Origin of the sequence: Streptomyces subrutilus (assembly GCF_001746425.1) — a bacterium.
In the GTDB taxonomy this organism is placed as follows: Bacteria; Actinomycetota; Actinomycetes; order Streptomycetales; family Streptomycetaceae; genus Streptomyces; species Streptomyces subrutilus_A.
This window is the reverse complement of the sequence record NZ_MEHK01000001.1, coordinates 3,790,486-3,802,381: the sequence shown is the minus strand read 5'-3', so window position 1 is coordinate 3,802,381 and position 11,896 is coordinate 3,790,486. Positions and strand designations below refer to the sequence as shown.

Here is an 11,896-nt window from a genome sequence, read left to right as displayed (position 1 = left end):
CGGTTTCGCGTGCCGCGAGACCGGGCCTGACCGCGTTTTCCCGGCCTCCGGGAACAGGCGCGCCCCATGGCGCCCGGCGACCCGGCCGGGCGTAGGCTCGGGGCCTGGGATGTCCTCCGGGAAGCAGGAGGCCCCGGCAAAGACGGCCACAACGCTTAAGGAACCACCTGATGGAGCTTGGTCTCGTCGGTCTCGGCAAGATGGGCGGCAACATGCGCGAGCGCATCCGCCGCGCAGGCCACACCGTCATCGGATACGACCGCAACCCGGACCTCGCCGATGTCCACAGCCTGCGGGAGCTTGTGGACGGTCTGCAGGCCCCCCGCGTGGTGTGGGTCATGGTCCCGGCCGGTGCGGCCACCCAGTCCACCGTCGACGAGCTCGCCGAGCTGCTGTCGCCGGGTGACATCGTGGTCGACGGCGGCAACTCGCGCTGGACCGACGACGAGAAGCACGCCGAGGAGCTGAAGGCCAAGGGCATCGGCTTCGTCGACTGCGGCGTCTCCGGCGGCGTGTGGGGCCTCGAGAACGGCTACGCCCTCATGTACGGAGGCGACAAGGAGCACGTCGCGACCGTGCAGCCGATCTTCGACGCCCTCAAGCCCGAGGGCGAGTTCGGCGCCGTGCACGCCGGCAAGGTCGGTGCGGGCCACTTCGCGAAGATGGTCCACAACGGCATCGAGTACGCCATGATGCAGGCCTACGCCGAGGGCTGGGAGCTCCTGGAGAAGGTGGACTCGGTCACCGACGTCCGCGAGGTATTCCGCTCCTGGCAGGAAGGGACGGTCATCCGTTCCTGGCTGCTGGACCTGGCCGTGAACGCACTCGACGAGGACGAGCACCTCGAGCAGCTGCGCGGCTTCGCCCAGGACTCGGGCGAGGGCCGCTGGACGGTGGAGGCGGCGATCGACAACGCCGTCCCGCTGCCGGCGATCACCGCCTCGCTGTTCGCGCGGTTCGCGTCGCGCCAGGACGACTCCCCGCAGATGAAGATGATCGCCGCGCTGCGCAACCAGTTCGGCGGCCACGCGGTGGAGAAGAAGTAAGCCGCGAGGGACACCGTGCGGCCCAGCGGCCGCACACAGCACGACACAGCACCACACAGATCAGCAGGAAGCCGGGGGAGGTCGGCGCCGTATGCACGTTTCGCATCTCTCGCTGGCCGACTTCCGCTCGTACGCCCGGGCCGAGGTTCCCCTCGACCCGGGCGTCACGGCTTTCGTGGGTCCCAACGGCCAGGGGAAGACCAACCTCGTCGAGGCGATCGGCTACCTGTCGAGCCTCGGCAGCCACCGGGTCTCCTCGGACGCGCCGCTCGTACGGATGGGCGCGGACCGGGCGATCATCCGCGCGGCCGTCACCCAGGGCGAGCGCCAGCAGCTGGTCGAGCTGGAGCTGAACCCGGGCCGGGCCAACCGGGCCCGGATCAACCGGTCCTCGCAGGTCAGGCCGAGGGACGTGCTGGGGATCGTCCGGACGGTGCTGTTCGCGCCGGAGGACCTGGCACTGGTGAAGGGCGACCCGGGCGAGCGGCGCCGGTTCTTGGACGAGCTCGTCACGGCCCGCTCGCCGCGGATGGCGGCGGTCCGCTCGGATTACGAGCGGGTGCTGAAGCAGCGCAACACCCTGCTGAAGTCGGCGGCGATGGCCCGCCGGCACGGCGGCCGGTCGATGGACCTGTCGACCCTGGACGTGTGGGACCAGCACCTGGCGCGCGTCGGCGCGGAGTTGCTGGCGCAGCGCCTCGACCTGATCGCGACGCTGCTGCCGCTGGCGGACAAGGCGTACGAGCAGCTCGCGCCCGGCGGCGGACCGCTGGGGCTCGCCTACAGGTCCTCGGCGGGCGAGCCGGTGGACAGCGGGTCGGCGCGGAGCCGCGAGGCGCTCTACGAGGTGCTGCTCGCGGCCCTGGCGGAGGTGCGCAGGCAGGAGATCGAGCGGGGTGTGACGCTGGTCGGTCCGCACCGCGACGACCTGCTGCTGCGGCTGGGCGAGCTGCCGGCGAAGGGATACGCGAGCCACGGGGAGTCGTGGTCGTACGCGCTGGCCCTGCGGCTGGCCTCGTACGAGCTGCTGCGCTCGGAGGGCGCGGAGCCGGTGCTGATCCTGGACGACGTCTTCGCGGAGCTGGACGCGCGGCGGCGGGAGCGGCTGGCCGAGCTGGTCGCGCCGGGCGAGCAGGTGCTGGTGACGGCGGCGGTGGACGATGACGTTCCGGGTGTGTTGGCGGGGGCGCGGTTCGGGGTGTCCGGCGGTGAGGTGACCCGGCTGTGAGCGATCAGGACAAGGAACCGCGGGACGAGTCCCGCAGGGCCCCGGAGCCCTCCGGGGTGGATCTGGCCCGGCAGGCGCTGGCCGCGGCGCGGGAGCAGGCCCGGGCCCGGGGGAACGCGGCGGGCGGCCGCAAGCGCCAGCAGGGTCCGGGGCTGCGCTCGGGCGCGCGGGCGGACGGCCGGGACCCGATGCCGCTGATGGCGGCGCTGGACCGGCTGCGCACGGAGCGCGGCTGGGAGATGCCGATGGCGGTGGCGGGCGTGATGGAGCGCTGGCCCGAGATCGTCGGGCCGGACATCGCGGCGCACTGCGAGCCGGAGCGGTACGAGGACCGTGAGCTGATGGTCCGGTGCGATTCCTCGGCGTGGGCGGCGCAGCTGAAGCTGCTGGCCCCGCAGCTGGTCGCGCGGTTGAACGCGGACCTGGGGCAGGGGACGGTCCGGCTGATCAAGGTACGGGGCCCCGGCGGCGGCCGGCCGAAGGGCTACGGGCCCTGGCGGGCGCCTGGCAGTACGGGTCCGGGGGACACGTACGGGTAGCAGGCTCCCCCCGCCGGCTACCGGTCGGCCCCGGTCGGCCCCCGGCCCCACCAGCCCCCCGGGCCTCAGGCCGAGCTGCGGGCGGGACACGAGCCCGCGGCCTTCGGAGCCGGCCCGGCCGCGCGGGCGTGGGCTCCGATCCGAGCCCGCGCACACCACCCCGCATCCACACCCCCCGCCCTCGCCCCCCATCCCGCACCCGTGCCCCACACCCAAGACCCCCGTCTCGAACGCCGCCGGGGACGGCCGCGGTGCGCCGTCGGCAGCCCGCTGGGGGCAGGGTGACAGGTGGTGTCCCTCACGGTAGTGAGAGGTTGACAGGCCGAAGCGCTGGATGCCCGTGTGAGCCTCTTTGAGCCCCGTCCCGGATATGGGGAGTCGGAAGGTGGAGGTTCAGGGCGGCACATGCGGACTCAGGTACCGGCAAACCCCCATTCATGTCAGTGGTACCGGTAGACTGAAAGGGAATCCCGCCCGATCGCGGGATTCACGCAGACAACGCAGATCGACGCGGCCGCTCCTCCGGCGCACACGCTGGTCCGGAGTACGGGCTGCGCTGTGCCAGAAAGGGCGCTTCGTGGCCGATTCCGGCGACTCCAACGAGAAGAATTACGACGCCAGTGCCATCCAGGTCCTCGAGGGCCTGGATGCGGTCCGCAAGCGGCCGGGTATGTACATCGGCTCGACCGGTGAGCGTGGCCTGCACCACCTCGTGCAGGAGGTCGTGGACAACTCCGTCGACGAGGCCATGGCCGGGCACGCGGACACGATCGACGTGACGATCCTCGCCGACGGCGGTGTGCGCGTGGTCGACAACGGCCGAGGCATCCCGGTCGGCATCGTGCCGTCCGAGGGCAAGCCGGCGGTCGAGGTCGTCCTCACCGTGCTGCACGCGGGCGGCAAGTTCGGCGGCGGCGGCTACGCCGTGTCCGGCGGTCTGCACGGCGTCGGCGTGTCCGTCGTGAACGCCCTGTCGACCAAGGTCGCGGTCGAGGTCAAGACGGACGGCCACCGCTGGACCCAGGACTACAAGCTGGGCGTGCCGACGGCCCCGCTGGCCAAGAACGAGGAGACCGACGAGCACGGCACGTCGGTCACGTTCTGGGCCGACCCCGACATCTTCGAGACCACCGACTACTCCTTCGAGACGCTGTCGCGGCGCTTCCAGGAGATGGCCTTCCTGAACAAGGGCCTGACCCTGACGCTGACGGACGAGCGGGACTCGGCGAAGGCGACCGTCGGCGCCGACGACCCGGACGCGGAGGCGGCCGAGCCCGTCGCGCGCACGGTGAAGTACCACTACGAGGGCGGCATCGTCGACTTCGTGAAGTACCTCAACTCGCGCAAGGGCGAGCTGATCCACCCGACCGTCATCGACGTCGAGGCCGAGGACAAGGAGCGGATGCTCTCGGTCGAGATCGCGATGCAGTGGAACTCGCAGTACACGGAGGGCGTCTACTCCTTCGCGAACACGATCCACACGCACGAGGGCGGTACGCACGAGGAGGGCTTCCGTGCGGCGCTGACGGGTCTGGTCAACCGCTACGCGCGGGACAAGAAGCTGCTGCGCGAGAAGGACGACAACCTCGCGGGCGAGGACATCCGCGAGGGTCTCACGGCGATCATCTCGGTGAAGCTGGGCGAGCCGCAGTTCGAGGGCCAGACGAAGACCAAGCTGGGCAACACGGAGGCGAAGACCTTCGTGCAGAAGGTCGTGCACGAGCACCTCAACGACTGGTTCGACCGCAACCCGAACGAGGCCGCGGACATCGTCCGCAAGTCGATCCAGGCGGCCACGGCGCGCGTCGCGGCCCGCAAGGCGCGCGACCTGACGCGCCGCAAGGGCCTGCTGGAGAGCGCCTCGCTGCCGGGCAAGCTGTCCGACTGCCAGTCGAACGACCCGACGAAGTGCGAGATCTTCATCGTCGAGGGCGACTCCGCCGGCGGCAGCGCGAAGTCCGGCCGCAACCCGATGTACCAGGCCATCCTGCCGATCCGCGGCAAGATCCTGAACGTCGAGAAGGCCCGGATCGACAAGATCCTGCAGAACACCGAGGTCCAGGCGCTGATCAGTGCCTTCGGCACGGGTGTGCACGAGGACTTCGACATCGAGAAGCTCCGCTATCACAAGATCATCCTGATGGCGGACGCCGACGTCGACGGCCAGCACATCAACACCCTGCTGCTGACCTTCCTGTTCCGCTTCATGCGGCCGCTGGTCGAAGCGGGTCACGTGTACCTGTCCCGCCCGCCGCTGTACAAGATCAAGTGGGGCCGCGACGACTTCGAGTACGCGTACTCGGACCGTGAGCGCGACGCCCTGGTCGAGCTCGGCAAGCAGAACGGCAAGCGGATCAAGGAAGACTCGATCCAGCGCTTCAAGGGTCTGGGCGAGATGAACGCCGAGGAGCTGCGCGTCACCACCATGGACGTCGACCACCGCGTGCTCGGCCAGGTCACCCTGGACGACGCGGCGCAGGCCGACGACCTGTTCTCGGTGCTGATGGGTGAGGACGTCGAGGCCCGGCGCTCCTTCATCCAGCGCAACGCCAAGGACGTCCGGTTCCTCGACATCTGAGTCGGCTCAGCTGACCGCCTGAAAGGATTTCTGACCAGCAATGGCCGACGAAACCACCCCCACCGCAGAGAACCCCGCGGAGGAGCAGCCCGTGCTGCGCATCGAGCCCGTCGGGCTCGAGACGGAGATGCAGCGCTCCTACCTCGACTACGCGATGTCCGTCATCGTCTCGCGTGCGCTGCCCGACGTGCGGGACGGCCTCAAGCCGGTCCACCGCCGCGTGCTGTACGCGATGTACGACGGCGGCTACCGGCCCGAGAAGGGCTTCTACAAGTGCGCCCGCGTCGTCGGCGACGTCATGGGCACCTACCACCCGCACGGCGACTCCTCGATCTACGACGCCCTGGTCCGCCTGGCCCAGCCGTGGTCGATGCGCATGCCGCTGGTGGACAGCAACGGCAACTTCGGCTCTCCGGGCAACGACCCGGCGGCCGCGATGCGCTACACCGAGTGCAAGCTGATGCCGCTGGCCATGGAGATGCTCCGGGACATCGACGAGGAGACCGTCGACTTCACGGACAACTACGACGGCCGCAACCAGGAGCCGACGGTCCTGCCGGCGCGCTTCCCGAACCTGCTGGTCAACGGCAGCGCCGGTATCGCGGTCGGCATGGCGACGAACATCCCGCCGCACAACCTGCGCGAGGTCGCCGCGGGCGCGCAGTGGGCGCTGGAGCACCCCGAGGCCACGCACGAGGAGCTGCTCGACGCGCTGCTGGAGCGGATCAAGGGTCCTGACTTCCCGTCGGGCGCCCTGGTCGTGGGCCGCAAGGGCATCGAGGAGGCGTACCGGACCGGTCGCGGCTCCATCACGATGCGCGCGGTGGTGGAGGTCGAGGAGATCCAGAACCGCCAGTGCCTGGTGGTGACGGAGCTTCCGTACCAGACCAACCCCGACAACCTCGCGCAGAAGATCGCGGACCTGGTGAAGGACGGCAAGGTCGGCGGCATCGCCGACGTCCGTGACGAGACCTCGTCGCGGACCGGCCAGCGCCTGGTGATCGTGCTGAAGCGCGACGCCGTCGCCAAGGTCGTGCTGAACAACCTGTACAAGCACACCGACCTGCAGACGAACTTCGGCGCGAACATGCTGGCGCTGGTGGACGGCGTGCCGCGGACGCTGTCGATCGACGCCTTCATCCGGCACTGGGTGCAGCACCAGATCGAGGTCATCGTCCGCCGTACGCGCTTCCGCCTGCGCAAGGCGGAGGAGCGCGCGCACATCCTGCGCGGCCTGCTCAAGGCGCTGGACGCGATCGACGAGGTCATCGCGCTGATCCGGCGCAGCAACACGGTCGAGATCGCGCGCGAGGGCCTGATGGGCCTCCTGGAGATCGACGAGATCCAGGCGAACGCGATCCTGGAGATGCAGCTGCGCCGCCTGGCGGCGCTGGAGCGGCAGAAGATCGTCGCCGAGCACGACGAGCTCCAGGCCAAGATCAACGAGTACAACGCGATCCTGGCCTCCCCGGAGCGCCAGCGCTCGATCGTCAGCGAGGAACTGGCCGCGATCGTCGAGAAGTTCGGCGACGACCGGCGTTCCAAGCTGGTTCCCTTCGACGGCGACATGTCCATGGAGGACCTGATCGCCGAAGAGGACATCGTCGTCACGATCACGCACGGCGGCTACGTCAAGCGCACCAAGACCGAGGACTACCGCTCGCAGAAGCGCGGCGGCAAGGGCGTGCGCGGCACGAAGCTGAAGCAGGACGACTTGGTCGACCACTTCTTCGTCTCCACCACGCACCACTGGCTGCTGTTCTTCACGAACAAGGGCCGGGTCTACCGGTCCAAGGCGTACGAGCTTCCGGACGCCGGCCGGGACGCCCGCGGGCAGCACGTGGCGAACCTGATGGCCTTCCAGCCGGACGAGAAGATCGCGCAGATCCTCGCCATCCGCGACTACGAGGCGGCTCCGTACCTGATCCTGGCCACCAAGGGCGGCCTGGTGAAGAAGACGGCGCTCAAGGACTACGACTCGCCCCGTTCGGGTGGTGTGATCGCCATCAACCTGCGGGAGACCGAGGGCGGCGGCGACGACGAGCTGATCGGCGCCGAGCTGGTGTCCGCCGAGGACGACCTGCTGCTGATCAGCAAGAAGGCGCAGTCGATCCGCTTCACGGCGACCGACGACGCGCTGCGCCCGATGGGCCGCGCCACCTCGGGCGTGAAGGGCATGAGTTTCCGCGAAGGCGACGAGCTGCTGTCCATGAGCGTGGTGCGGCCGGGTACGTTCGTCTTCACCGCGACCGACGGCGGCTACGCCAAGCGGACGCCGGTCGACGAGTACCGCGTCCAGGGTCGTGGCGGTCTGGGCATCAAGGCCGCGAAGATCGTGGAGGACCGCGGGTCGCTCGTCGGGGCGCTCGTGGTGGACGAAACGGACGAGATTCTCGCCATCACGCTCGGCGGTGGTGTGATTCGTACGCGCGTCAACGAAGTCAGGGAGACCGGCCGTGACACCATGGGCGTCCAGCTGATCAACCTGGGGAAGCGCGATGCCGTGGTGGGCATCGCCCGCAACGCCGAGGCCGGTCAGGAAGCTGACGAGGTCGTGGGCGACGAGACCGACACCGAGGCAGCCGACGGACAGGCCGCCGAGGCCGCCGAGGGCACGCAGCCCTCGGCCGGGGAGCACGAGGAGTAAGTCGTGAGTGGAGCCACGGGTGCCGGACCGGCCAAGACTGGAGAGAACGGTGCCCGTGGCCCTGCCGCGGACTCCCAGGGGGGGACTGTGACGGATACCCGAGAACCGCAGCCGCAGCCGCAGGCCGGCGCGGCCCCCGCGCAGCCGTACCACCCGCCGCAGGCCTACTCGGAGCCCGCGGGCCCGGGTGCGCCGCGGGGCGGCGGGACGGCCACCGCGCAGCGCAAGCCGCGCACGGGGGCCCGTATGGCGCCCAGGACGCGCAAGGCGCGCCTGCGGGTGGCCAAGGCCGACCCGTGGTCGGTCATGAAGGTCAGCTTCCTGCTGTCGATCGCGCTGGGCATCTGCACGATCGTGGCGGCGGCGGTGCTGTGGATGGTCATGGACGCGATGGGCGTCTTCTCGACCGTCGGCGGCACGATCAGCGAGGCGACCGGTTCGAACGAGAGCAACGGGTTCGACCTCCAGTCGTTCCTCTCGCTGCCGCGCGTTCTGATCTTCACGTCGGTCATCGCGGTGATCGACGTGGTGCTGGCGACGGCTCTGGCGACGCTGGGCGCGTTCATCTACAACCTGTCGGCGGGCTTCGTCGGCGGTGTGGAGCTCACGCTCGCCGAGGACGAGTGACCTGCGCAGACGCCCCCGGCCGCGTCCATAGGGGCTTCGCTCCGGGCGATTTTGGAGCTCCCGGGTCTGTGCGCTAACCTTCAGGAGTCAGCGCGCAGCGCGGATGGGGCTATAGCTCAGTTGGTTAGAGCGCATCCCTGATAAGGATGAGGCCACAGGTTCAAATCCTGTTAGCCCCACAGTGTCGAAGACCCCCAGGCCAAGGCCTGGGGGTCTTTGTCGTGGGGCCAGTTGGCCGCTTCCCAGATAACCGATCGGTATCGGTCGGTGTGTATTGTTGGCTGCCAGAAGTCCCCTACGTCAACGAAAGACGAGGTCGCGCGGTGAAGAAGCTGCTCCTGGTCGCACTGGCCGCCATCGGCGGGCTCCTCGTGTACCGCCAGATCCAGGCGGACCGCGCCGAGCAGGACCTGTGGACGGAGGCAACCGACTCCGTGCCTTCTGGTTCCGGTGTGTGAGACCCAAGGCTGATCGCATGAAGCCCCGGCTGCCGCTGCGGCCGGGGCTTTGTGCTGTTCTGTGACGAAAAGTTACGTTATGCAAAGATTTGGCTTGCGCTAGCAAACTCGGGGTGGGCGTGATGGGTCGGGTACGGGCGGCGGTGCGGACGGGCGCCGTGGCGGGGGCGGCGGCCGTGGCCGTGGCGGCGGGCCTGCCGGCGGCCGCCCACGCGACGGGGACGGCGCCGCAGCCCGTCCCGACGTACCGCGCGGCGGACGGCGCGAAGGCCGTGGCCGGCAAACCCTCCACGGCGGACGCCCCGCTCCTGGAGGCGGGCAGCGTCTACCAGGACGAGATCGCCCCCGGAGAGCGCGTGTACCGGCTCGTCCTGGAGAAGGACCAGTCGAACGTCTACGTCTCCGCAGTGGTCCGGCCCGGGCCGGGAGCCAAGGTCACGGGCAGCGACGGCATCGAGGTGGAGATCATGACCACCGCCGGCCGGTCCTGCCAGGGCAGCACCGGGCGGGCGAGCTTCGGCTACGACCCGGTGCCGATCAGTGCCGCGGGCGTCCGCTGGGGCTCGGAGGACGCCGAGTGCGCGCCGGGCGGGGTCTACTACGCCAAGGTCACCCGTACGTCCGCCAAGGGCTCCGACCAGAGCCCCTGGCCGGTCGAGCTCAAGGTGCAGCGCGAACCCGGCCGCAGCTCCGGCGGGCCCACCGCGGCCCCCGGCAGCTGGGCCTCGGGCGCCCCGACCCTGCCGGGCACCGAGGCGGTCGCCCGCACCGGCGGGACCGGCTTCAACGACGCCCGCGCCCTGGGCGGCGGGGTGTGGCGCGACGAACTGCGCCCGGGGCAGACCCGCTTCTACCGGGTGCCGCTGGACTGGGGGCAGCAGCTGGGCCTGAGCGCCGAACTGTCCGCCGCCAAGCTGACCAAGCAGTACGGCTCCGCCTCCAACGGGCTCACCGTCTCGCTCTACAGCCCCTACCGGCGCCTGGTCTCGTACGAGGACGTCTCCTACGACGGCAAGCAGGCCGGGGCCACGCTGGAGAAGACCCCGCCCGTCGCCTACGAGAACCGCTTCGCGAGCGACGCGGAGGTCAAGTCCGTGGGAATCGCCGGCTGGTACTACATCGCCGTGACCATGGGCGCGAAGGTCGCCGACTTCACCGAGGACGCGACCCCCGTGCCGCTGACCCTGCGCACGGACGTGAGCGGGACCCCGGCGAAGGCCCCCGCCTACGCGCAGAGCCTGACCGCGGCCGGATTCGGGGTCGGTGCGGAGGACCGGGCCGCCGCCCGGGAGGGGCTGACCGCCCCCGAGGCCGCCGACGCCGCCAGGAACGGCTCGGTGATGCGCGTGGTGGCCGGCGCCGGGTTCGGCACCGGGACCCTGCTGCTGCTCGTACTGGGCGGCTGGATCCTGCTCGCCCGGCGGGGCCGGGGCGCCGCTACAGCCGGGTGAGGGCCCACACCCCGACGGCGAAGCACAGCAGCGCCGCGGCGAGGAGCCCGGCCTTCACCCCGGCCGGGGGCGGGGCGATCCCGCCGCCGGGACGCGCGGGCGTCCCGGGCGCGGCCCGGGGCACCGGCGGGGCGAGGTGGAAGCTTCCGGTCTCCAGGGGGCCGTACGCGGCCATGGGGGCGGTCGGGCCGGTGCCGCCCGGATCCGTCCGGGCGGCTTCCGCCACGGCCGCCGGGGAGGCGTAGGGGGTGGCGTACGGCGAGGTGTGCGGGGACCCGTACGGGGACGGGGAAGGCGTGGGGGACGGGGGTTGCGCCGGTGCCTGCGCCGGGTGCGGGGTCGTGGACGGGGTCGCGGGTCCGGCCGGGGTCGTGGCGGCCGTGGGCGCCGGCGAGCCCGCCGGGCCGCCCGCCGCCGTGGCCGAGGGCCCCTGGGGTCCGAAGCCGTCCGGGAGCGGACCGAGTTGGTCGAACACCTCCACCGCGGCCTCGTCGGGCGCGGGCGGGGCGAGCAGCTCCACGGCCTCGGCAAGGGCCTTGCGCGCCCCTGTGGCGGTCTTGAACCGGCTGTGGGGGTCCGGCTGCAGCAGACTGGCGACGACGTCCCACAGCGGCGCGGGAACGCCTTCCGGCGCGCCGGGGGTGCCGTGCGCCAGGAAGTGCTCCACCAGGGCCCGGGAGTCGGGCTTGCGCCCCTGGAGGAGGTACAGGGCGACGAGGCCGACGGCGAAGAGGTCCGCGGGGAAGTCCGGCTCGGCACCCAGCAGTTGCTCGGGGGCGAAATAACCCGGCGTGCCGACGACGTAGTCGGTCTCGGTCAGCCGCGGCTCGCCCTTGCGCATGGAGATGCCGAAGTCGGACAGCCGCAGGTGCGGCCGCCCGGTTCCGGTGGCCTCCATCAGGATGTTGGCCGGTTTGATGTCGCGGTGGACGACGCCCTCCGCGTGCACCGCGGCCAGCCCCGACAGGAGCTGGTCGAGCAGCGTGCACACGAACCGGGGCGGGAGGGGGCCGTAGTCCCCGATCACGTGGGCGAGGGAGCCGCCGCTGACCAGGTCCATGGTGAACAGGACCTTGTCGTCGTCGGCCGCCCAGCTCGCGGGGGCCAGTACGTGCGGGTGATCGATCCGCAGGGCCTGCTCCCGCACGAACCGCAGGAGCGTGTGGGCGTCGCTCTGCAGGAGCACCTTCGCGGCGACGTACCGGCGGCGCCGGTGGTCCCAGGCGCGCCATACGGCGCCCGCGCCCCCGCGCCCGATCGGATCGACCAACTCGTACCGACCGGCGAAGACCTCACCCATCGCTGTGCCCGTCCCCCGTCAC

Annotated in this window: 9 protein-coding genes and 1 tRNA gene; 9 read left to right on the top strand and 1 reads right to left on the bottom strand. The window is 70.9% G+C overall.

All coding sequences use genetic code 11. From position 1 onward, the window contains the following. Positions 1-170 precede the first annotated feature (170 nt). The 9 genes from gnd (at position 171) to BGK67_RS18055 (ending at position 10,574) form a co-directional block, all read left to right on the top strand. The gene (gene gnd, locus BGK67_RS18090) at positions 171-1,046 is read left to right on the top strand and encodes a phosphogluconate dehydrogenase (NAD(+)-dependent, decarboxylating) (protein WP_069921062.1); all 876 of its coding nucleotides are present in this window, start codon (positions 171-173) and stop codon (positions 1,044-1,046) included. Between the two features lie 91 nt (positions 1,047-1,137). Continuing rightward, positions 1,138-2,274 carry a DNA replication/repair protein RecF gene (gene recF / locus BGK67_RS18085; protein WP_069921061.1) on the top strand — a complete coding sequence of 379 codons (1,137 nt, stop codon included), beginning with the start codon at positions 1,138-1,140 and terminating at the stop codon, positions 2,272-2,274. Beyond that, entirely contained in the window at positions 2,271-2,813 is a 543-nt protein-coding gene (locus BGK67_RS18080) for a DciA family protein (RefSeq protein ID WP_069921060.1), read from the top strand. The genes recF and BGK67_RS18080 overlap by 4 nt, the downstream gene beginning before the upstream one ends. A 556-nt stretch (positions 2,814-3,369) precedes the next feature. After that, entirely contained in the window at positions 3,370-5,391 is a 2,022-nt protein-coding gene (gyrB, locus tag BGK67_RS18075) for a DNA topoisomerase (ATP-hydrolyzing) subunit B (protein ID WP_069923951.1), read from the top strand. A 40-nt stretch (positions 5,392-5,431) separates the two neighbouring features. After that, the gene (gene gyrA / locus BGK67_RS18070) at positions 5,432-8,038 is read left to right on the top strand and encodes a DNA gyrase subunit A (RefSeq protein WP_069921059.1); all 2,607 of its coding nucleotides are present in this window, start codon (positions 5,432-5,434) and stop codon (positions 8,036-8,038) included. A 3-nt stretch (positions 8,039-8,041) separates the two neighbouring features. Then, a complete protein-coding gene (locus tag BGK67_RS18065; RefSeq protein WP_079154253.1) occupies positions 8,042-8,665 on the top strand; it encodes a DUF3566 domain-containing protein in 624 nt (207 codons plus the stop codon). A 105-nt stretch (positions 8,666-8,770) separates the two neighbouring features. Next, a tRNA-Ile gene (locus tag BGK67_RS18060) sits at positions 8,771-8,844 on the top strand. Positions 8,845-8,988: 144 nt separating this feature from the next. Next, on the top strand, positions 8,989-9,123 hold the full coding sequence (locus BGK67_RS39455; RefSeq protein WP_208809277.1) for a DLW-39 family protein: 135 nt from the start codon (positions 8,989-8,991) through the stop codon (positions 9,121-9,123). Positions 9,124-9,245: 122 nt separating this feature from the next. Next, a complete protein-coding gene (locus BGK67_RS18055) occupies positions 9,246-10,574 on the top strand; it encodes a hypothetical protein (protein WP_069921057.1) in 1,329 nt (442 codons plus the stop codon). Here the strand turns inward: BGK67_RS18055 and BGK67_RS18050 are convergent. Beyond that, positions 10,561-11,874 carry a serine/threonine-protein kinase gene (locus BGK67_RS18050; protein ID WP_069921056.1) on the bottom strand — a complete coding sequence of 438 codons (1,314 nt, stop codon included), beginning with the start codon at positions 11,872-11,874 and terminating at the stop codon, positions 10,561-10,563. The two genes, BGK67_RS18055 and BGK67_RS18050, sit on opposite strands and share 14 nt — an antisense overlap. Positions 11,875-11,896: the final 22 nt, after the last annotated feature.

What these genes read in the sequence shown, in the direction of transcription:
- BGK67_RS18050 (WP_069921056.1), bottom strand. Translation starts at nt 11,874, where the DNA reads ATGGGTGAGGTCTTCGCCGGTCGGTACGAGTTGGTCGATCCGATCGGG.
- gyrA (WP_069921059.1), top strand. Translation starts at nt 5,432, where the DNA reads ATGGCCGACGAAACCACCCCCACCGCAGAGAACCCCGCGGAGGAGCAG.
- recF (WP_069921061.1), top strand. Translation starts at nt 1,138, where the DNA reads ATGCACGTTTCGCATCTCTCGCTGGCCGACTTCCGCTCGTACGCCCGG.
- gnd (WP_069921062.1), top strand. Translation starts at nt 171, where the DNA reads ATGGAGCTTGGTCTCGTCGGTCTCGGCAAGATGGGCGGCAACATGCGC.
- BGK67_RS18055 (WP_069921057.1), top strand. Translation starts at nt 9,246, where the DNA reads ATGGGTCGGGTACGGGCGGCGGTGCGGACGGGCGCCGTGGCGGGGGCG.